The 19,098-nt window shown below is 44.9% G+C and carries 24 protein-coding genes and 1 tRNA gene; 10 read left to right on the forward strand and 15 right to left on the reverse strand.

What is annotated here, in order from left to right; translation table 11 throughout:
• Nucleotide 1 precedes the first annotated feature (1 nt).
• The 6 genes from ICN43_RS07480 (at nt 2) to ICN43_RS07505 (ending at nt 4,168) form a co-directional block, all read left to right on the forward strand.
• Nucleotides 2-1,285, forward strand: coding sequence for a 3-isopropylmalate dehydratase large subunit (locus ICN43_RS07480; RefSeq protein ID WP_216198285.1), 1,284 nt, complete (start codon nt 2-4; stop codon nt 1,283-1,285).
• Complete coding sequence (locus ICN43_RS07485) at nt 1,282-1,797, forward strand: hypothetical protein (protein WP_216198287.1); 516 nt, start codon at nt 1,282-1,284, stop codon at nt 1,795-1,797. The genes ICN43_RS07480 and ICN43_RS07485 overlap by 4 nt, the downstream gene beginning before the upstream one ends.
• On the forward strand, nt 1,797-2,693 hold the full coding sequence (locus tag ICN43_RS07490; protein ID WP_216198288.1) for an oxaloacetate decarboxylase: 897 nt from the start codon (nt 1,797-1,799) through the stop codon (nt 2,691-2,693). Before ICN43_RS07485 ends, ICN43_RS07490 begins: the two co-directional genes overlap by 1 nt.
• 6 nt (nt 2,694-2,699) lie before the next feature.
• Nucleotides 2,700-3,239 (forward strand): hypothetical protein, encoded by a 540-nt coding sequence (locus ICN43_RS07495; protein ID WP_216198289.1) that lies wholly within the window; start codon nt 2,700-2,702, stop codon nt 3,237-3,239.
• A 227-nt stretch (nt 3,240-3,466) separates the two neighbouring features.
• Nucleotides 3,467-3,709 (forward strand): hypothetical protein, encoded by a 243-nt coding sequence (locus tag ICN43_RS07500; protein WP_216198290.1) that lies wholly within the window; start codon nt 3,467-3,469, stop codon nt 3,707-3,709.
• Nucleotides 3,710-3,862: 153 nt separating this feature from the next.
• Complete coding sequence (locus tag ICN43_RS07505) at nt 3,863-4,168, forward strand: hypothetical protein (protein WP_216198291.1); 306 nt, start codon at nt 3,863-3,865, stop codon at nt 4,166-4,168.
• Between the two features lie 4 nt (nt 4,169-4,172).
• Here ICN43_RS07505 and ICN43_RS07510 read toward each other — a convergent pair whose 3' ends face one another.
• Complete coding sequence (locus ICN43_RS07510) at nt 4,173-5,846, reverse strand: AMP-binding protein (protein ID WP_216198292.1); 1,674 nt, start codon at nt 5,844-5,846, stop codon at nt 4,173-4,175.
• A gap of 31 nt (nt 5,847-5,877) precedes the next feature.
• Nucleotides 5,878-6,441, reverse strand: a complete 564-nt coding sequence (locus ICN43_RS07515; protein ID WP_216198294.1) for a 5'-methylthioadenosine nucleosidase — start codon at nt 6,439-6,441, stop codon at nt 5,878-5,880.
• An 11-nt stretch (nt 6,442-6,452) separates the two neighbouring features.
• Here ICN43_RS07515 and ICN43_RS07520 point away from each other — a divergent pair, with 11 nt between their 5' ends.
• Nucleotides 6,453-6,971 (forward strand): adenine phosphoribosyltransferase, encoded by a 519-nt coding sequence (locus ICN43_RS07520; protein ID WP_216198296.1) that lies wholly within the window; start codon nt 6,453-6,455, stop codon nt 6,969-6,971.
• A gap of 9 nt (nt 6,972-6,980) precedes the next feature.
• On the opposite strand, the gene ICN43_RS07525 is transcribed toward ICN43_RS07520, so the two are convergent.
• From ICN43_RS07525 to cysS, 12 genes are all read right to left on the reverse strand, one after another.
• Nucleotides 6,981-7,262 carry a YqjK-like family protein gene (locus tag ICN43_RS07525; protein WP_216198297.1) on the reverse strand — a complete coding sequence of 94 codons (282 nt, stop codon included), beginning with the start codon at nt 7,260-7,262 and terminating at the stop codon, nt 6,981-6,983.
• The gene (locus ICN43_RS07530; protein ID WP_216198299.1) at nt 7,259-7,630 is read right to left on the reverse strand and encodes a phage holin family protein; all 372 of its coding nucleotides are present in this window, start codon (nt 7,628-7,630) and stop codon (nt 7,259-7,261) included. The genes ICN43_RS07525 and ICN43_RS07530 overlap by 4 nt, the downstream gene beginning before the upstream one ends.
• 6 nt (nt 7,631-7,636) lie before the next feature.
• Nucleotides 7,637-7,972: a YqjD family protein gene (locus ICN43_RS07535; RefSeq protein WP_216198301.1), complete on the reverse strand. Its 336-nt coding sequence runs from the start codon at nt 7,970-7,972 to the stop codon at nt 7,637-7,639.
• A gap of 62 nt (nt 7,973-8,034) precedes the next feature.
• Entirely contained in the window at nt 8,035-8,475 is a 441-nt protein-coding gene (locus ICN43_RS07540; RefSeq protein ID WP_216198303.1) for a Smr/MutS family protein, read from the reverse strand.
• Nucleotides 8,476-8,521: 46 nt separating this feature from the next.
• Nucleotides 8,522-8,818 (reverse strand): hypothetical protein, encoded by a 297-nt coding sequence (locus tag ICN43_RS07545; RefSeq protein WP_216198306.1) that lies wholly within the window; start codon nt 8,816-8,818, stop codon nt 8,522-8,524.
• A 409-nt stretch (nt 8,819-9,227) separates the two neighbouring features.
• The gene (locus ICN43_RS07550) at nt 9,228-9,884 is read right to left on the reverse strand and encodes a peroxiredoxin (RefSeq protein ID WP_216198309.1); all 657 of its coding nucleotides are present in this window, start codon (nt 9,882-9,884) and stop codon (nt 9,228-9,230) included.
• A 285-nt stretch (nt 9,885-10,169) separates the two neighbouring features.
• Nucleotides 10,170-10,264, reverse strand: a tRNA-Ser gene (locus ICN43_RS07555).
• A gap of 89 nt (nt 10,265-10,353) precedes the next feature.
• Nucleotides 10,354-11,604, reverse strand: coding sequence for an aspartate kinase (locus tag ICN43_RS07560; RefSeq protein ID WP_216198311.1), 1,251 nt, complete (start codon nt 11,602-11,604; stop codon nt 10,354-10,356).
• A gap of 83 nt (nt 11,605-11,687) precedes the next feature.
• The gene (gene tilS, locus ICN43_RS07565; RefSeq protein ID WP_216198314.1) at nt 11,688-13,001 is read right to left on the reverse strand and encodes a tRNA lysidine(34) synthetase TilS; all 1,314 of its coding nucleotides are present in this window, start codon (nt 12,999-13,001) and stop codon (nt 11,688-11,690) included.
• Nucleotides 12,967-13,938 (reverse strand): acetyl-CoA carboxylase carboxyltransferase subunit alpha, encoded by a 972-nt coding sequence (locus ICN43_RS07570; RefSeq protein ID WP_216198315.1) that lies wholly within the window; start codon nt 13,936-13,938, stop codon nt 12,967-12,969. The genes tilS and ICN43_RS07570 overlap by 35 nt, the downstream gene beginning before the upstream one ends.
• 9 nt (nt 13,939-13,947) lie before the next feature.
• Entirely contained in the window at nt 13,948-14,604 is a 657-nt protein-coding gene (locus ICN43_RS07575) for a DNA-3-methyladenine glycosylase (RefSeq protein ID WP_216859735.1), read from the reverse strand.
• Between the two features lie 16 nt (nt 14,605-14,620).
• On the reverse strand, nt 14,621-16,042 hold the full coding sequence (gene cysS / locus ICN43_RS07580; RefSeq protein WP_216198317.1) for a cysteine--tRNA ligase: 1,422 nt from the start codon (nt 16,040-16,042) through the stop codon (nt 14,621-14,623).
• A gap of 87 nt (nt 16,043-16,129) precedes the next feature.
• Between cysS and ICN43_RS07585 the strand changes: the two genes are divergently transcribed.
• The 3 genes from ICN43_RS07585 to ICN43_RS07595 are packed head-to-tail and all read left to right on the forward strand — an operon-like array spanning nt 16,130 to nt 18,278.
• Nucleotides 16,130-16,930 carry a lipopolysaccharide assembly protein LapB gene (locus tag ICN43_RS07585; RefSeq protein ID WP_255533465.1) on the forward strand — a complete coding sequence of 267 codons (801 nt, stop codon included), beginning with the start codon at nt 16,130-16,132 and terminating at the stop codon, nt 16,928-16,930.
• A gap of 59 nt (nt 16,931-16,989) precedes the next feature.
• Nucleotides 16,990-17,493: a peptidylprolyl isomerase gene (locus ICN43_RS07590; RefSeq protein ID WP_216198321.1), complete on the forward strand. Its 504-nt coding sequence runs from the start codon at nt 16,990-16,992 to the stop codon at nt 17,491-17,493.
• The gene (locus tag ICN43_RS07595; protein WP_216198323.1) at nt 17,490-18,278 is read left to right on the forward strand and encodes a UDP-2,3-diacylglucosamine diphosphatase; all 789 of its coding nucleotides are present in this window, start codon (nt 17,490-17,492) and stop codon (nt 18,276-18,278) included. The genes ICN43_RS07590 and ICN43_RS07595 overlap by 4 nt, the downstream gene beginning before the upstream one ends.
• Nucleotide 18,279: 1 nt before the next feature.
• On the opposite strand, the gene ICN43_RS07600 is transcribed toward ICN43_RS07595, so the two are convergent.
• Nucleotides 18,280-19,068 (reverse strand): inositol monophosphatase family protein, encoded by a 789-nt coding sequence (locus ICN43_RS07600; protein WP_216198325.1) that lies wholly within the window; start codon nt 19,066-19,068, stop codon nt 18,280-18,282.
• Nucleotides 19,069-19,098: the final 30 nt, after the last annotated feature.

Raw genomic sequence — 19,098 nt, forward strand, 5'->3', positions numbered from 1 at the left:
TATGGGATCAACAATTAGTGAAAAAATTCTGGCGGCTCATGCTCACCAAGAATCAGTAAAAGCTGGAGAGGTTGTCGTTTGTGACGTTGACTACGCAATGGTTACCGACACTAGGGCAAGCAACTCCATCAAGATGATTAATCGTATTGGCAGCAAGAATTTAGAGTTTGCCAATAAAACAGCTTTGGTTTTAGATCACTACTCACCTCCACCCAATCTTGAGGCAGCGCAAATACATACTGAGATGCGCTCATTCGCTACGCAAGAAGGTACCAAACTTTATGACATTGGCGATGGAATTTGCCATCAAGTGCTACCCGAGGGCGGCCACCTAACATCAGGCAACTTAATTGTTGGCACGGATACCCATTCGACTACCTACGGAGCGTTCAATGCCTTTGGTACAGGCATCGAAGGCACCGATATTGCAGCAGTAATGACCTCGGGCAAACTTTGGTTTCGAGTCCCTGAATCTGTTCAAGTCAACATTAAAGGCCAGCTTCAACCAGGAGTATGGGCTAAGGATATTACCTTATATATGCTGGGTAAATTTGGCGCAGAAGGCCTGAACTACAAAGCAATTGAATATGTTGGTCAAGGTGTATCGGCGATGAATATTGATGATCGCATGACACTCTGTAATCACGCAGCTGAGTTAGGTGCTAAAGCAGCACTTCTCGAAGCGGATGAGAAAACCGTTGCCTGGCTAAATGAACATGGTGCCCAAACACCCAAGCCCGTGTTTGCTGACCCAGATGCTATATATGTTCAATCTCTTGAAATCGATGCTAGCCTCCTAGCACCTCAAGTAGCCAGAAAACATCAGGTAGACGACATTGTTGCTGCTCATGAAGTGAATAAACAGGTGATTCAATTTGCCCTGATTGGCACTTGCACTAACGGAAGATTGGATGATATTCGGCAAGCCGCTGCAATTCTGAAAGGTAAGAAATTAGCTTCAGGGGTGAGGATGATTGTGACGCCGGCATCCAGACAAATTTATTTATCAGCCCTGCGTGAAGGTCTCATTGAAATACTGACAATGGCTGGCGCATCTTTTGAATCCGCGGGTTGTGGAACCTGCGTTGGAATTACTAATCACTTAGTGCCCGGCGATGGCGATACCATTATCTCAACTGCAAACCGAAATTTTAAAGGTAGATTATCTAATCCAGATTCAGAGATTTGGTTAGGCTCAGCAGCAACTGTTGCAGCATCCGCATTAACTGGATACATTACAGACCCTCGAACGGTCAGCGGTGGAGACTGGAGGTCAAACTCATGAGTAAAGCAAATCTCTCTTGCGTCCAAGGCCAAGCTTTTCTATTGGGCGATCATGTAAATACTGACTTGAACTGCTCTGGAAAATACTTGCCGAACCATTCAGTAGAATCAATTGCAAAAATCGCGTTTGACAAAATCTCTACCGGTGTTGCAAGCAAAATTGCCGCCGCAAATGGGGGCATACTTGTAGCTGGCGATAACTTTGGGATTAACTCCTCACGAGAACAAGCAGTTCACATTATGCACATGATGAATATTCGCGGCATCATCGCCAAATCATTTGGGCGTCAGTTCTTCCGAAATGCTATTAATAATGGTATGCCTGTTTTGGAATGCGACACATCAGACCTTCTAGATGGTGAAATATTGAATGTCAATTTTGCAGCAGGGAAAATTACCCGCAGCGATAATTCAATCATTCAAGCAACCGCGCTGCCTCGTGAAATTATTCAGCTGATTGAGTTTGGGGGCTTAATTCCCTACCTAAAAGAACATCCCGATTGGAAGTTTTGATGTCGACACCCACACCATCCCAAAAGCGACAACACCTTCGAAAGCTGCTCGAAGAACCGAGGGCGGTCGTGGCACCAGGGATTTACGATGGGTACGGAGCCAGAATGGTCCAAAACGCAGGCTTCCATGCTGCCTACATGACGGGTAATGGTGTTTCAGCCACTCTGCTTGGAACCCCTGATATTGGTCAAATTGATTTAACCCTGATGTCAGACCATGCAAGGCGCATTGCAGCCTGTATTGATATTCCACTCATCTGTGATGCAGATACCGGATACGGCGGCGTGCTGAACATCAAACGCACCATTGCTGAATTTGAAGCCGCTGGAGTTGCTGCAATTCATATAGAAGATCAGACCTTTCCAAAGCGATGCGCTCAATTTCCAGGTGCCAGAACAGTCCTAAGCTTTAATGATGCGCTAAACCATATAGAAGCAGCTGTATCAGCAAGAAATGATCCTCTGATGATGCTCATTGCTCGCACTGACAGCGCAGGTCATTATGGGCTCGAAGAAGCTATTAAACGAGCCAAGGCATTTATTGAAGCTGGCGCAGATGCTGTCTTTGTGGAGCTGAAAGCTAACCCTGATGCTTTGAGTATGATCAAAACAATCAAACAGGAAGTAAAGGCGCCCTGCTTATTTAATGTAGATGTAGGCGGGCCAATTTCACAATTGAAGGCATCGGAACTTAAAAGTCATGGTATCGATATTGCAATTCACCCAAGTCTTGCCCGTGGTGTATTTGGCCATGCAATGCAGTCAGCATTAAAACATCTTCAATCAGCTGAAAAACTCAGCAACTATGCTGAGAACATGTTCAGTTCTGCACAATATAACGAAGCACTAGGACTTTCAGAAGTTCAAGCGTGGGAATCGAAATTTACTAGCGAATAAAATAGCATGAATGTAAGCAATGCTTCAGATACTAAGCAACATAGTTTTAAGGAAAAAGCTAAAGAAGAATTTATAAAAGCTTTTAAGCTGACGCTGTACTTCGGAGCTTGGTTTTGCGCCCTTGCTTTTTTGGGAGCTACCTCATTAGATGAAAGGCCAATTCCTTTATCTATTTTTGGCTTTGCCTTATTTAAAGCAGCAATATGTGCCAAGTTTATGCTCATAGCGCAAGCAGCATTCCCAATCAAAGTTAATAAAGAACATGGCATCGTAGGCTCCCTACTTCTAGAATCCTTGGTTTATCTTCTCGTTGTCTTGGGTTTAAATTACCTTGAGGCTGGAGTTCACGGATTAATTCATGGAAAAGAATTTCTCATATCCATGACCGCATTTGGTCAATCCAATCCCTTGCGCGTAGTGGCTATGTCAATTATTTACTGGTTGATTGTATGGCCCTATCTTTTATTAATGGGCATGACTCTGATGCTAGGCAGTAACGCTACCTTAAAAATTTTGTTTGGCGATCAGTCAAGCTCAAATAAATAAAGGTGTTGCTCGACTGTCTTGATGATGAAGTTAACCCTAATACTTCAAGACAAGAGTTACAAAATAGGTGTTAGGGTTGCATTGGCCTTCAGCGCCTTCTTATCGCCTCCTTCCCATGCCCAGGAAATTGAGGCGCGCACCTATTCCAATCACCCATTGGGATTAACTTTATTAGCACTGGAGTTGCTCAAGCTAAGGCCGATAATTACACCCTGACTAGCGAAGTCATGGGCTTAACGCATATCTTTGACGCCGGCGGTCAATCCGGAAAACTGACTCTAGTGTTGCCATACGGACAACTGACAGGATCAAGCTCAATTGGCGGGCGCACAGTCAATGCTAGCACCGAAGGATTATCTGATCCACTGCTCAAGGCCGCAATTAATCTTGACGGTGCTCCAGCCCTAACACTAGATCAATTTAAGGAGTATCAGCAAGATCTAATTGTTGGCGTGAGCCTTGCAGCATAAGCTCCATGGGGTAAATATGACGATAATCAACTGATCAATGTTGGTGCAAATCGCTGGTTTATATAGCCCGGTATAGGAGTATCGAAGGCGCTTGGTCCCTGGAGACTTGAATTAGCAGGTCCGGGTATTTTTTACACTAGCAATACCAATTTTATGGGCGGAAACTCTTTATCCCAACATCCCGTCTATTCAACGCAAACCCATACAATTTATTACTTCCAGAATACCGCCTGGATCTCAGTTGATGCCACCTACTTTACTGGTGGGCAATCCTATGTAAACGGAAATCCCATCAGCGGAAGCCAGGAAAACTGGCGCTTTGGTACAACGATGTCATATCCAGTAAATAGAGAAAACTCAATTCGACTTTCAGCAAGTACTGGGGCGTACTCTAGGACCAATAATAGTTACGATCTGTATGGAATTTCATGGCAATACCGCTTTGGCGGTGGCCTCTAGTTTTTTATAAATCACGCAAGTGGCGCCGTAAGATCTTACCAACATTAGACTTTGGCATTTCATCAATAAAGGCAATTTTCCTCGGGCGCTTGTAGCTCGTCATCTGCTCTTTGCAGTACTGAATGACTTGAGCCTCTGTTAACTCAGGCTCATCTTTCACAATATAGGCCTTTACAATCTCACCAAGTTTGCGGTGCGGAACCCCAATCACAGCACATTCTCTTACACCAGGGATAAATGCAATCACTTCCTCAATTTCATTCGGGAAAACTTTAAATCCGGCAACCACAATCATGTCCTTCTTGCGATCCACAATCTGCACATAACCCTCAGGGCTCATGATGCCAATGTCACCAGATTTGAAATACCCTTCTGGGGTAATAAAATAGCCAGTCTCCTCAGGACGATTCCAGTAGCCCGCCATCACTTGTGGCCCCTTGATGCAAATCTCTCCAGGCGTGCCAAATGGAACTTCCATTCCATCATCATCCAATATCAGAACATCTGTACTAGGCACGGGCATACCAATTGATCCAGTGAATTCTTTTACAAAGGGTGTGTTAACACAGACAACTGGCGAGGTCTCAGATAAACCGTAACCCTGCGCAATGGGCACACCCATCAATTTCTGCCAAAGGTCGGCAGTTTTCTTGAGTACCGCCATGCCGCCGCCAATGGTTACCAGTAAATGAGGTAATTTCACATTGGTAAATTCTGGATGATGAATCAAAGCATGGAAAAGTGTATTCACTCCTGGAAAAAAATTGATCTCAGGATGCTTCATCAACAATTTGATAAAGCCGCCGATATCACGGGGATTGGCTACCAATAATAATTTTCCGCCTTTGCGGATTCCCAGAAGCCCGCAAGCAGTTAATGCAAAAATATGCGTCATTGGTAATGCACATAAAAAGACTAACTGCTGCTGTCTATTTTGTAAGGCAGGCTCAAGCCAAGACTCTATCTGCGCAATGTTAGCCAATATGTTTCGGTGCAATAAAATGGCACCTTTAGAAACTCCCGTAGTGCCGCCTGTGTACTGTAAAAAAGCGATATCTTCCGGCCTGAGATGGGACTTAGTAAAGCCATGTCCAGAACCAATTTTGAGTGCTTGATTGAATTTGATGCAAGGAAAGCTCCAGCGCGGAATCAGCTTTTTAATATGGCGCGCAACCAGATTAACGATGACGCCTTTGGGGCCTAGAGTGTCACCTAAATTACTGACAATAACTTTTTTTACAAGTCCTTGATTGGCAATATCCTGGTAGACGTGAGCAAAGTTTTCCAGCATAACCAAAATAGAGGCACCACTATCTTGCAATTGATGTTCTAGTTCGCGGGCTGTATACAAGGGATTAATATTAACGACTGCAAAGCCAGCGCGTAGAGTGCCAAGCATTGCAATCAAATACTGCGGAACATTAGGAAACATGATGGCGATACGTGATCCCGCATCTAGACCCAAAGTTTGCAAATAAGCGGCAAAGTCTTTTGACAGAATATCCAGCTGGCGGTAAGTTATTGACTTCCCCATCGACTCGATTGCAACGTGATTAGGGTATGCCTCAAATGATTCATCTATTAACTCAATGATCGATGGGTAACTCGACAAGCCAATCTCATGGGGGACACCCTCAAGATAATTTTTCAGCCAGGGTTTTTGAGCATTCATTTGCATCACCAATTGTTGGTCTAAGCTTAGGCGCTCTTTAGGCGCTCATTAGCTCTTTGAGCTTTTCCAAATATAGCTCTTGTCCATGATTAACGCGATCCGCCCACTGATTTCCAGCATCTGCATTCGCATCGTCCGAAACATACTTAAATGATTGCCAGGGTATATTAAATTGGTAGGCTATATTTGCAATGGCAAATAACTCCATATCCACCACGTCCACACCTTGAGATGCTAACCATGGATCATGAGCCGTCACAAAGCTATCACCGGTACCACAAACATGATTTCCGCCCAAAGATAGATATTGCGATGGTTTAGGGCAAAACGGGGTCTTTCCTCTTGGGGCTAGTGGGGCCGTCATCATATCTCGCTGAATCACCTTGCCGATTTCCAATAGCCCTTGAAGTGTGGGATTGATTTTTCCAACTGTTCCAAAGTTCACTATCTGTGTAGGCTGAAATTCCTGGATAGCTCGAAAGCTTACAGCTGTTGCATTAATCTTACCCACCCCTGAATACACAATATCTACACCCTCGGGCAATGCGCTTTTATCAAGCTCGGTCTCGAGTGCGGTAATAATGAGTAATTGTGTTTTCATATCAGTTAATAATGAATTTATTAGATTATCTACCCGGCGTCCCTAACTTTCCTAAGCCAGGAATCCTCTTTCGGGATATTTCCCCTCTTTTGGCCAATCCTGCCGCATTTAGAGAGGCCATCTTGCAAATGGAGGCACTGGCACAGCAGTTTGACTACAGCCATATCCTAGGCATTGAATCACGTGGCTTTATCTTTGGCAGTGCACTGGCCCACCAAGCCCATAAAGGCCTGGCTTTAGCCCGAAAACCCAATAAGCTGCCATTGGCTAGCCATCGAGAATCCTACGGCCTGGAATACGGCGCTGATTCCCTAGAAATTCAGCAATCTACCCTGCCGGCAGGTGCACGAGTTTTGATTGTGGATGACGTGCTAGCGACCGGTGGAACCATCATTGCAGCCAGTCAATTACTTAAAAAAGCGGGTTATGAAGTCGTAGGCGCCATCACCTTGTTAAAGATTGACGGCTTAGACGGCGATAATCTTCTTAGCAAAAAAGGAATTTTGAATAAAGCAGTATTAACAGCGTAAAAGCTTGGGTTAAACCAACTTTTTAGCAGTTTTGAGGAGCTTAACGGCACCCCAGCCCACAGCCAACACCTTGCTAGCAAGCTTTGGTTTGTAATGAGCTAAGACTGCAAATGCGCTGGTCCACAGGATCGGAGTGCCCTTAACAAAATTGAAGACATCAATCCCTTTATCAGCCCAAGATAGCGGCTTCTCAATCGGCTCAAAATGAAGGGCAAAATCATTACGCTCTTGAGCGGCTCGCTCTTGTAAGGTTCTCTGCCTAGCTTGAAGTTCCGCTAAGGTGTGAGTCATCGTTTTGCCAGCTCCTGCTGATCTTTGGCCAACTCAGAAATAGTTGCCTCAAATAGTCTTGGCATAGTTTTGAGTGAGCGCAAAACTACTAAAGCAAAAATAAAACCCACCACCAAAAAACCACTCGTGAGTAAGCTTAAGGCCAAAATGCGGTCAGTCTCCCAACTATAAATCACAATTAATAGCGCCAGCATCACCAAGCCAAAGAACAGGAAAAATAAAGCGCAGATGATCAAAAGCAGCAAGCTCAGAAACTTCGCGCGTGCAATCTGAATGTCAGTAGAAATCAACTCCAAACGTGTCTGCGCAATAGATGCCCCGGTCGAAACGAGATTCTTCAGGGAAGATAAAAGATTTTCTTGTGACATGTGCGCCTAGCGACGACGAATAAAAAGGCCGATCAACAAACCCAGACCCGCGGCAACGCCGACAGCCTCCCAAGGGTTTCGGTGAACGAACTCATCAGCACGCTCAGCTACGACCTTGGCTTTTTCTGTCACAGTACCCTCAACAGAAGAGAGGCTTTCTTTTGCGTTGTTGAGTGTATCCAAGGCTTTGGAGCGAATTACGCCAAGCGGCCCATCCTCATGGCCTGCAGTTGCCTTGATAAGATCCTCAGCATCGGCCATGAGCGCCTTGAAGTCACCAATCAAATTTTCAGAATTGATCTGAGCTTCTTCATGCGTAGTGCTTGATTTTTTAGCAGTCATTACCGCTCCTAGCCGATGGCAATTAAGTAGATTTAGACTATTCTAAGCAATTCTCATTGAGATCACAGTATTAATACCGTCATCCCCGCATTGCCTTCCTTAAAGTGCTTGAGATATGGCTTTAAACCAGGTCTTCTTCTCAAAAGGGCATGGTAAGCCTCGCTACCAAACCCAGTTTGTTCACCATAATGGTACTCATCTACCCGATCTGAGAAGTAGTTATTTTCCAGGGCATCGTGCACAGCCCATTTAATTCTGCCACCCTCTCCACTAGCGCCATAGCCATGTATCAAGATAATTACTTTGATACCCACTTCAGATGCTCTTCGAAGACCAATGGTTAATCTATCCAATGCGTCTTCAGCACTCGGACTATCAAACTTCAAATTCAACACCATAGTATCGCTATGGGGAATGGGCAGATCCTCGCTTCCGCATTGGCGACACTCCCCCAGCATTCCTCGAGGATTGCCACATTCTGGACACTCAAATGAATGGGTCATCAAATACCTTCAAAGATGATTGGGTAATAACCCATTCATAACAAGATTAAGAACAATACTTTGCTTCTAAAGCAGATGCTGAATTTACTCGATCATCAACCATCTGATTTAAGGTTAGTTGAGCAGCATCTTTATTTTCCTGCTTCTTAAGATTTAAGTTAATTAGTCCTGCCACATCTTTGCGAATGGAGGTATTTCCATAGCGCAATTCCTTCAATGTAGAAACCGCTTCAGCTGAAATCTTACATTGCTGACTCAATAATTCAGAGGAATCAGATGAGGTATTTGCATAAGCGATTGCAGCTACAGAGATTGAGACAACAGCTAATAGAGTTTTTTTCATTCTATTTCCTTAGTTTGTGACCACAAGTTGGACAACACCCCAAATCTTTTGCTTTTGTTTTTCTTAAGGCGGCGTAGACACTGGATTCTGAAATTTCCATCTTCCTAGCGGCTTGAGCAGCGGTCATTCCCTTCCCTATCCAATCCAAAGCTTGATGTGTTTTTGGTATCGCTTTTCTCATTTACCCTCCTTTGTTAATACTATACCACAGAAGTTGTGAACTTGTGAACCTTAAAAAAAATAAAGGTGTTGGAAATAAAACACACAAAAAAAGAGGAAAAAGAAAAAGTCCTAAAAAGGACTTTTGTTTGGGTAGATATCTAAAACTGGTTATTCAGGCTTAGTAGGCCAAAACCAGACAGCATTGAAAAAACCACCCGAAGGTGGTTAGGATATGGTGAAAAATCTATTAATTATTAGGTGCCTTAGCAAAGCGTACATATGGCAACTTGACATCAAGCTCACCATATTTAGCTACCGCTTGTTCATCATTTAAAGCTAGGCCCACTATTACATCCTGACCAGGAACCCAGTTTGCTGGCGTTGCCAATGGAACGCCATCTGTTATCTGAATAGCGTCAAGAGCTCTAAGAATTTCAGCAAAATTACGGCCAACAGACATTGGATAAGACATAGTTAAGCGTAACTTTTTATCTGGTCCAATGATAAAAACAGTGCGAACAGTAGCGCTATGAGCAGGAGTACGGCCATCAGGCAAATATGCATCAGCCGGCAACATGTCATAGAGCTTAGCAACCTTTAATGAAGTGTCATCGATAATTGGAAAATCTGCAGGTACTCCAGCAAAAGCAGCTATATCTTTTTTCCATTTTTGGTGATCTTCTACGCTGTCAACGGAAATACCCATTACCTTAGTATTGCGTTTGGCAAACTCGGGGGCCAGGCTTGCAACGGCACCAAACTCTGTTGTGCATACCGGGGTGAAGTCTTTTGGATGAGAAAATAAAATAGCATAGTGATCGCCAATCCAGTCATGCAAAGTCAAATTGCCAGCTGTAGATTCTGCTGTAAAGTTCGGCGATAAATCGTTAATTCGTAATGTCATGGTTATTCCTTAGGATAATTGTCACGCTCTAGTTATGGTACTTGTCAGTTTTAAATGCAAATGCCATTCATCAGAGAAGTAACTCTAAACGGCATGGGGTCAATATCAAACAATTAAATTATTATTTCAATAGAGCTTTTTGCGTATATAACAGTATGGATATATCAAAGGCGCAATTCCTGAGTTTGGGCTAATCAAAAATCCCAAATCAAGCAATGTTTTACTGGTGGGTAGAAGACCCTGAAAAAAACAAAGCCCCGTGGTTAGGGGCTTTGCGGTCATCCTTGGCGGAGACGAGAGGATTCGAACCTCCGATCAGAGTTTTAGCCCCGATGCTCCCTTAGCAGGGGAGTGCCTTCGACCAGCTCGGCCACGTCTCCGTATTAATACATTTACAACGACCCACAGTTTAACGGATTCCGTTGACAGCGGGGTTTTACTGCCGTTTTAAAGCGTTTGTTGCGTATTTTTACTTCTGGTCTAGCTCAAAAGCCTTATGGAGAGAGCGCACAGCTAACTCCATGTATTTCTCATCGATCACAACAGAAATCTTGATTTCGCTAGTGGAGATCATCAAGATATTGATACCCTCTTCCGACAATGTACGGAACATTTTGCTAGCAACGCCTACATGGGAGCGCATACCAACGCCAACTACGGAGACCTTCGAAACCCTCGGGTCTCCATTAATCTCTTTTGCTTCGATATGAGACTGCACATTAGTCTTAAGCAAGTCTAGGGCTTTTTGATAATCAGCACGCGGAACCGTAAAAGTAAAGTCTGTCTTACCTTCGAAGGATTGATTCTGAATAATGATATCCACATCAATATTGGCATCCGCAATCGGGCCTAAGATTTGATAAGCAATACCTGGGCGATCAGGAACCCCAAGAACGGTAATTTTTGCTTCATCACGCGCAAAGGCGATGCCGGAAATAACTGCGGCTTCCATAGTGCTGTCCTCTTCAAATGTAATCAAGGTGCCCGACTTCATCTCTTGATCAAGGGGCATCAACGGATCTGTCAGCGATGACAGAACGCGGGTTTTAACTTTATACTTTCCAGCAAACTCCACTGAACGAATCTGCAATACCTTTGAACCAAGACTTGCCATCTCTAGCATTTCTTCAAAAGTAATTTTGTCTAAGCGACGTGCATCTTCACAAACGCGGGGGTCAGTTGTATACACACCATCCACGTCGGTGTAGATCAGACACTCATCCGCCTTCAGTGCCGCAGCCATCGCAACAGCAGATGTATCAGAGCCACCACGACCTAAAGTGGTGATATTGCCATTGGGATCGACCCCTTGGAAGCCAGTCACAACTACGGCTCGCCCCGCATTGAGATCCGCAAGAATTTTTTTATCGTCAATACTCTTAATGCGAGCTTTGGTAAATGAAGAATCCGTATGGACGGTTACTTGCCAACCGGCATAACTGACCGCATCGACACCTTCACGTAACAATGCTAAGGCCAATAAACCAGAGCTAACTTGCTCTCCTGTGGAGGCAATTTGATCAAGTTCGCGTGGATTCGCATCGGGATTGATATCCTTTGCCAAACCAAGTAAGCGATTAGTTTCACCAGACATTGCTGAGGGTACTACTACAACCTGGTGACCTGCACGCATCCACTTGGCAACACGTTTGGCGACATTCTGAATGCGCTCAACTGAGCCCATGGAGGTGCCACCATACTTATGAACGATAAGAGCCATAAAAACCGTTGTATTGTCTATTTACAGGGAATTACATTCCCCAGGGTCTAAAAAGGGCTTATTTTACAGGGTTTTGCACTGCGCTATGGCTTCTCAAGCCATACGGGGAGCACTCGCTTACCAGTAGACACTAAATCTGGGTAGCTCACCCCTACCCCAGCCACCGCTATCAACCGACCCCGAATAAACAGGAGCGGGGCCTGCCGGTCCCAAGGTGGCGTATCTGACTCTTGAAAGAGGTTCTTGAGAGTTTTGCGAGGGGTATTGGGCTTGATCTGGATCTTTTCAGCCCCTTGCCGTAGTCTTTCCTCAATGAGGCCCTGCTCTTGAGCAGCGTATACCCAGGCCGCAGGCAGGCCAAGCAAGCTACTCCGCGGAGATATATTTTTAAATATCCAAGCCCCAGCATGGGAAATAGCCACTTGTAAGACGCCACGCCATAAATAAATACTGACTTCATCATGCTGCCACTCTAGGCTTGAATCTGTTTTTACAGCTATTAAGTCCTTCCACCAAGACTCCAACCTCTCTTGAGAAGGCATTACTAGTCCATTGAGCTTCAACCAATAACGCATCAAATTACTGGCAGCAGACTTATCCATCTGAGCCAGAGTCAGGAGAGGAGATAGCTTCAAGTGGCGACCTTGAAAAATACCTTTCCCATCCTGCCGAGCTAAACGATCAAGAAGAGTCTGAGATTGGGCGAGCAAGTCTGCGCTGCGAGCTAAATTAGCAACTGCCCCAGGCTGAATTTTCTCTAGCTTTGGAATAATTTCCTTACGAACAGCATTACGGCGATAGCGCGTATTTTGATTACTGGGATCCTCTACCCACTTCAGTTTATTGTCTTTGGCGTAAAGCTCTAACTCGGCTCTACTTTGATTTAGCAGTGGGCGCCAAAGATTAATAGGGCGCTCTTTTTTCGAATTCAGGCGATGTAGCGGCATGCCCGAAAGACCCGCTACGCCTGACCCCCTGAGTAACTGCAAGAGCACGGTTTCAGCTTGATCATTTTGGTGGTGCGCCAGCAGCAAATCTTCAATGCCATGCTCAATGCACAACTCAGTTAAAGCGTCATAACGCTCCGCCCTAGCCTTGGCTTCAATATTGCCCTGAGACTGATCAGCAAAATGCAATAAACGGAAGTCAAAATATACTCGGTATTTTTTAGCGAGCTTCTCACAAAACGCTAGCCATTGATCGGCCGGCTTTTGTAATCCATGATGGATATGAAATATCCATATCTCAGCAGGAGAGCTAGAATTGACTTGCACCGCTTTGCAAACGGTATCCAGCAACACAACCGAATCAAGCCCGCCGCTGACAGCAAGCCCAATACGTTTGGCTGATTTGGGGATTGCCCTAAGGCTTGGCTTCGATTTCCTTGAACTTGCCATAACTCATCAAGCGCTCATGGCGACGCTCCAAAAGCGCATCCACTTTCATACCATCGAAGGTTTTAAGGGACTCAACTAAAGCTTTCCGCATATTACTCATCATGGTGTCGTAATCACGATGTGCACCACCCGTTGGTTCAGTAACGATCTTATCAATCAGGCCAATTGCTTTTAAACGTTGTGCGGTCAAGCCCAATTGCATGGCAGCCTCTGGTGCTTTTTCAGCAGTCTTCCAAAGAATGGATGCGCAGCCTTCAGGGGAAATCACAGAGTAAGTGGAGTTCTGCAACATCAGTACCACATCACCCATTGCAATTGCTAGGGCGCCACCAGAACCACCTTCACCAATAATCGTAGCAATGATAGGCACCTCTAATTCAGCCTGCACATATAGATTGTGGCCAATGGCTTCAGATTGATTGCGCTCTTCTGCATCGATACCAGGAAATGCGCCTGGTGTGTCAACAAAAGTAAATACAGGTAATTTAAATTTTTCTGCCAAGCGCATTACACGCTTTGCTTTTCGATAACCCTCAGGACGGCTCATACCAAAGTTTCGTAAAGCGCGTTCTTTTGTGTCGCGACCTTTTTGATGACCGATCACCATGCAGGGTTGATTCTCAAAACGGGCTAAGCCGGTAATAATGGATTGATCATCTGCAAAATTACGGTCGCCATGGAGCTCATGAAAATCGGTAAACAATGCACTCACATAATCCAAGGTATATGGACGCTGCGGATGACGAGCTACTTGGGACACTTGCCAAGGGGTTAAGTTGGCATAAATGTCTTTAGTCAGTTGCTGACTTTTTTCGCTCAGCGTTTTGATCTCATCGGAGATGTCTACCGATGACTCATCTTGCACAAATTGCAGCTCCTCAATCTTTGACTCTAGTTCAGCGATTGACTGCTCAAAATCCAGGAAAGTCGTTTTCATAGCTTGATTTTAATGTTCAATGGCAATGGGGTCGAGACTTCTCCACATATACCAGGTTGCAACTGTTCGCCAAGGAGCCCAATTCGCGGCTACTTCACGTGCTTCATGCCTGCTAACAGGCTCTCCGCTGAAGTAATTGAGAGAAATCGCCTTAAACAAGCCAGCATCATCCAAAGGGAGAATATTCGGTCTAACCATATTGAAAATCAGGAACATTTCAGCCGTCCAACGCCCAACGCCCCTAATCTCGCATAATTCTTTGATAATGGCCTCATCCTCCATCCCCTTCCACTGATTAGCGTGCAATCTACCTGAATCAAAGTGTTTGGCTAAATCGCGGATGTACTCCACCTTACGACCTGATAATCCCGCTGCGCGCAACTCTTCAGCGCTTAAGGCTAGGATATTTTTAGGGTTTACTTTGTTTTTAGAGGCCAATAAGACTCTATTCCAAACCGATTGGGCTGCTGCTACAGAGATTTGCTGACCAACAATGGCTCTTGCTAATGTTGTAAATGCATCACCACGTGTTCTCAAAAAACCGGATCCATATTTTGGAATGAGCTTTTTAAGAATGCGATCATGCTTCATTAGTTCCGCGCACGCCTGCTCCCAATAATCAGGGGCATGCTCTTCGACAATGACTGGTTCTGCAGCTTTACTCAAAATAAGTGATCTTCAATTAATTTCTGCGCCATTCAGTAAGGCCGCTAGGCTTGTCCTCGAGAACAACGCCCTGCTCTAATAAACTCTTACGAATGAAATCTGCTTTAGCAAAATCTTTGGCTTGCTTAGCGGCAACCCGTGCAGCAATCTGCTCTTCGATGGCAATAACGGATAAGCCTACTTCACCACTAGGTGATCCTGCCTGTAAAAATACGGTTGGGTCACGCTGCAAAAAATTTAGGGTAGCAGCTAGGGACTTTAGTGTCGTAGCTAATTGCACTTTTTCCTTGCCCTGAGCGCGATTGACTTCGCTTGTCAAATCAAACAGAGCCGCAATAGCCTCAGGTGTATTGAAGTCATCATTCATGGCATTGGAAAATCGCTTAACCCATGGCGAATGAGGATCTAGAGACTCAATAGCGGCGGGAACCTGGGATAAGGCGGTATAAAGGCGAACCAAACCAGAGCGGGCCTCCTCAAGTTGAGCATCACTATAGTTGATCGGGCTACGATAGTGCGCTCGCAACATAAAGAAACGCAATACTTCAGGATCGAAATTTTGTAAGACATCGCGGATCAAGAAAAAATTGCCTAAAGACTTTGACATCTTCTCTTCATTGACGCGAATGTGGCCATTGTGCATCCAATAATTTACAAAAGGCTGGTCACTAGTCTTATGGTCTTGGCCATATAGAGCGCCTTCACTTTGAGCGATCTCATTTTCATGATGGGGAAACTGTAAATCTGCTCCGCCACCATGAATATCAAAATGCTCACCCAGTAAATCACATGACATAGCAGAACATTCAATATGCCATCCTGGGCGACCCTCACCCCATGGAGATTTCCAACGCGTATCATCAGGCTCTTCAGGCTTAGCACTTTTCCACAAAACGAAATCTAATGGATCACGTTTGCCACCACTCACAGCGACACGCTCACCAGCATTAAGTTCGTCCAAAGACTTGCCAGAGAGGCGACCGTACTCGGGAAACAATCGTACGGCGAAATTGACATCGCCATCATCGCCCTGATAGGCCAACTCTTTTTCAATTAAGCGGCCGATAATGCCTTGCATTTGCCCAATGTAATCGGTTGCGCGGGGCTCATGGTCCGGATACATCAAGCCCAATTCATCTGAGTCGGCATGCATAGCATCGATAAAGCGCTGCGTCAGCGCAGAAATAGACTCACCGTTCTCAACAGCGCGATTAATGATCTTGTCATCAATATCGGTAATATTTCTGACATAAACTACTTCATAGCCACTGGCGCGCAACCAGCGTACCACCATATCAAAAACAATCATCACCCGCGCATGGCCAATATGACAAAAGTCATAAACCGTCATCCCACAGACATACATCTTGACCTTGCCAGGTTCGATGGGTTTAAAGGCCTGTTTAGAGCGACTGAGGGTGTTATAGATTTGCAGCATAGGGGCTATAAAGATGGGCAAGTAGCGCTAATTTGTTAGACTGAGCGCTGAGTATATCGAATGAGCCAGTTTTTCACCCCACCCCCTATGCCAGCCTACCCTTTTTCCCTACGTCCAGCCGTATTTGCCAGCTTAATCGTCATTTTTGCCGTTTTAATCCTCTCAGGATGTAGTACCCCCGGGCAACAGTTGGCAGATGCTGAAATTAAGGCCCTAAATACCCCATGCGCCTGTCCCAGCCAACAGACTATATCCCAACCATATTTAGGCTCTTACTCACCAGGGGAGCCGCCTAGATTAGCCAGCAATGCATCGGGATATGACCAATTTAACCAGGAACTTTCTGATTCTGTAGCAGTTCCTTTTTTATCTTTTTTGATTATCGAGCCGGATCCCGTAACTAAAAACGGGGTTCCATCGGACATTGAAAAGCTAGTGAAAGCTAAAAAATATCCAGAAGCGATTGAGGGTATCGATAAGCAACTTAAGAAAACTCCCGGCAATGTCCAATTACGTTACGTTAAAGCGCGTATACAGATTGAAATGCGTCAGTGGGAAGCGGCCAAGAAAACTCTTATTGAAATCACCCAGCAATTTCCAGAGCTACCAGAGCCCTATAACAACTTAGCAGCGCTAGCGGCAAATCAAGATAATTGGATAGAAGCAAGAGATTACTTGGAGCTCGCCTTAAAATTGCGTCCTAGCTATACGGTCGCCTCCGCCAACTTGGGTGAAGTGTATATCCGCCTTGCAGTTCAAGCCTACGATAATGCAGCAAAAGATGCTCTTCTGAATCAGCGTCAATATACTAATCGTGCAAAAGCATTAATGGACATACTGAAGCCAGCTACAAAGGCGGTCACACCCATATCACCAGCCTCAAAATAATTTTTTACTTTAATTTTTTACTTTTTTTATTTACTAACCCCTCAGAAAGTTAATACATCATGGCTAAAGTTCTACTAAAAACAAACAAGGGTGATATCACCCTCACATTGGATGCTACTAAGGCTCCTAAGACTGTTGCCAATTTTTTACAGTACGCGAAGAGCGGTCACTATGACGGCACTATTTTCCATCGTGTGATTGATAACTTTATGATTCAAGGTGGCGGTATGACTGCTGGCCTAAAAGAGAAAACTGCTGGCACAAAAATTGAGAATGAAGCAAACAATGGTCTCAAAAACGAACGTGGCACAGTAGCTATGGCCCGCACTAGCGATCCACACTCCGCGACAGCACAGTTTTTCATTAACGTAAACGACAATGACTTCTTAAACCATACCGCTCCGAATGCTCAGGGCTGGGGTTATGCTGTTTTTGGAAAGGTAACTGATGGCCTTGATGTGGTTGATGCCATTCGTAAAGTTAAAACTGGCAATGCTGGATTTCATCAAGATGTTCCTGTGGAAGATGTTGTCATTGAAAAGGCAACTGTTCTCGAGGAATGATTTTGCAATGCGCGAGCGCGCTGCTCATTTCTGATTTACATCTCTCGCCGTCAATGCCCCTGACGGCACAACGATTCTTCGATTTTTGTGAGAAGGATGCCCCTAAGGTAGAGGCCGTATTTATCCTGGGTGACTTATTTGAATATTGGGTTGGAGATGATGCCGCCCTGCAATCACCTTTTCAACTAGAAGTGAAGCATGCGCTCGCAAAACTATCCACAAAGGTAAAAATTTATTATCTTCACGGCAATCGAGACTTTCTTGTCGGCAAATATTTCTTAAGCAAAACAGGCATGACCCTGCTGCCTGATCCTTCTAAGATCGATATTGCTGGCTCTGAATATGTTCTCTGTCATGGAGATTCACTTTGTACGGCGGATACAGGTTATCAAGTGTTCCGTAGCTGGGTTCGCAAACCCTGGGTCCAAAAACTATTTTTAAGATTACCTTTAAATTGGCGCCGCTCAATTGCAAATCAACTACGTAGTAAAAGCGGAGTGCAATATCAAAAGGCAATCAAATCCTCTGTTGACGGGGTGCAAGCCAAAACAGATGTCACCTTAGCAGCATGCGCAGCAGTTCTAAGGGATGCATCATCTAATCAACTAATTCATGGGCATACCCATTTACCCAAGCATCATCATGAACAACTTCAAGGTCAAGATTGGCAGCGCTGGGTCTTATCAGACTGGGATTTAGATCACCCAGAAAGTGGGCGACCCCGTGCCAGCGCACTACTCATTAATCAGGGTGGCGTAAGCTATGCTGACCTTATTAAAGCGTAATCTAGCAGATAGAATACTTGGATAAGCACTGCACCATCTGAGCAAAGATGCGTGGGTTTGCACACATTACTTCACCGCTTTGTAAGAAACCTTCTTCGCCGCGATAGTTGCCGATAAGTCCACCAGCCTCAGTTATCAATAGAGCACCTGCAGCCATATCCCATGGCTTGAGATCGCTTTCAAAAAATCCATCATAGCGGCCAGCTGCAACATAAGCTAAATCGAGAGAAGCAGCGCCCGGACGACGCAGTCCGGTACATTGACGTGACATATCGCTAAAGATTTTTAAATACCTCTCTAAGTCTTGATCCTCTCTATAAGGAAAGCCAGTACCTAATAAAGAATTTGCTAAACGATCTTGAGTGGCAACTCGCAAACGCCGACGATCTAGATAGGCGCCAGCACCACGTGTAGCCGTAAAGAGTTCATCGCGTGTTGGGTCATACACCACAGCCTGTTGGATTACCCCGTTTACAGATAGTGCAATAGAAACTGCATATTGCGGAAAACCATGAATAAAGTTAGTTGTGCCATCTAAAGGATCGATGATCCAGACATTTTCAGCATCGGTATTTTGGGCGCCAGCTTCTTCGGCCAAGAAACCATGCGAAGGATAGGCATCACTTAGCGTTTCAATGATGGCTGCTTCAGCCTGTCTGTCCACCTCGGTAACAAAATCATTATGCTGTTTACGATCAACCTGAAGGCGCTCTAGATTTAGAGAGGCTCTATTAATTACGGTTCCGGCACGGCGGGCAGCCTTCACGGCCACATTTAACATGGGATGCATAGTATTGATGGACAAATTAAATAAGAACAA

It is taken from the genome of Polynucleobacter sp. UK-Mo-2m-Kol15, from assembly GCF_018881505.1.
GTDB lineage: Bacteria > Pseudomonadota > Gammaproteobacteria > Burkholderiales > Burkholderiaceae > Polynucleobacter.

Excerpts from the sequence above, each read along its gene's own strand:
- ICN43_RS07480 (WP_216198285.1), top strand. The coding sequence starts at position 2 with ATGGGATCAACAATTAGTGAAAAAATTCTGGCGGCTCATGCTCACCAA.
- ICN43_RS07485 (WP_216198287.1), top strand. The coding sequence starts at position 1,282 with ATGAGTAAAGCAAATCTCTCTTGCGTCCAAGGCCAAGCTTTTCTATTG.
- ICN43_RS07490 (WP_216198288.1), top strand. The coding sequence starts at position 1,797 with ATGTCGACACCCACACCATCCCAAAAGCGACAACACCTTCGAAAGCTG.
- ICN43_RS07495 (WP_216198289.1), top strand. The coding sequence starts at position 2,700 with ATGAATGTAAGCAATGCTTCAGATACTAAGCAACATAGTTTTAAGGAA.
- ICN43_RS07500 (WP_216198290.1), top strand. The coding sequence starts at position 3,467 with ATGGGCTTAACGCATATCTTTGACGCCGGCGGTCAATCCGGAAAACTG.
- ICN43_RS07505 (WP_216198291.1), top strand. The coding sequence starts at position 3,863 with ATGGGCGGAAACTCTTTATCCCAACATCCCGTCTATTCAACGCAAACC.
- ICN43_RS07510 (WP_216198292.1), bottom strand. The coding sequence starts at position 5,846 with ATGCAAATGAATGCTCAAAAACCCTGGCTGAAAAATTATCTTGAGGGT.
- ICN43_RS07515 (WP_216198294.1), bottom strand. The coding sequence starts at position 6,441 with ATGAAAACACAATTACTCATTATTACCGCACTCGAGACCGAGCTTGAT.
- ICN43_RS07520 (WP_216198296.1), top strand. The coding sequence starts at position 6,453 with ATGAATTTATTAGATTATCTACCCGGCGTCCCTAACTTTCCTAAGCCA.
- ICN43_RS07525 (WP_216198297.1), bottom strand. The coding sequence starts at position 7,262 with ATGACTCACACCTTAGCGGAACTTCAAGCTAGGCAGAGAACCTTACAA.
- ICN43_RS07530 (WP_216198299.1), bottom strand. The coding sequence starts at position 7,630 with ATGTCACAAGAAAATCTTTTATCTTCCCTGAAGAATCTCGTTTCGACC.
- ICN43_RS07535 (WP_216198301.1), bottom strand. The coding sequence starts at position 7,972 with ATGACTGCTAAAAAATCAAGCACTACGCATGAAGAAGCTCAGATCAAT.
- ICN43_RS07540 (WP_216198303.1), bottom strand. The coding sequence starts at position 8,475 with ATGACCCATTCATTTGAGTGTCCAGAATGTGGCAATCCTCGAGGAATG.
- ICN43_RS07545 (WP_216198306.1), bottom strand. The coding sequence starts at position 8,818 with ATGAAAAAAACTCTATTAGCTGTTGTCTCAATCTCTGTAGCTGCAATC.
- ICN43_RS07550 (WP_216198309.1), bottom strand. The coding sequence starts at position 9,884 with ATGACATTACGAATTAACGATTTATCGCCGAACTTTACAGCAGAATCT.
- ICN43_RS07560 (WP_216198311.1), bottom strand. The coding sequence starts at position 11,604 with ATGGCTCTTATCGTTCATAAGTATGGTGGCACCTCCATGGGCTCAGTT.
- tilS (WP_216198314.1), bottom strand. The coding sequence starts at position 13,001 with ATGGCAAGTTCAAGGAAATCGAAGCCAAGCCTTAGGGCAATCCCCAAA.
- ICN43_RS07570 (WP_216198315.1), bottom strand. The coding sequence starts at position 13,938 with ATGAAAACGACTTTCCTGGATTTTGAGCAGTCAATCGCTGAACTAGAG.
- cysS (WP_216198317.1), bottom strand. The coding sequence starts at position 16,042 with ATGCTGCAAATCTATAACACCCTCAGTCGCTCTAAACAGGCCTTTAAA.
- ICN43_RS07585 (WP_255533465.1), top strand. The coding sequence starts at position 16,130 with ATGCCAGCCTACCCTTTTTCCCTACGTCCAGCCGTATTTGCCAGCTTA.
- ICN43_RS07590 (WP_216198321.1), top strand. The coding sequence starts at position 16,990 with ATGGCTAAAGTTCTACTAAAAACAAACAAGGGTGATATCACCCTCACA.
- ICN43_RS07595 (WP_216198323.1), top strand. The coding sequence starts at position 17,490 with ATGATTTTGCAATGCGCGAGCGCGCTGCTCATTTCTGATTTACATCTC.
- ICN43_RS07600 (WP_216198325.1), bottom strand. The coding sequence starts at position 19,068 with ATGCATCCCATGTTAAATGTGGCCGTGAAGGCTGCCCGCCGTGCCGGA.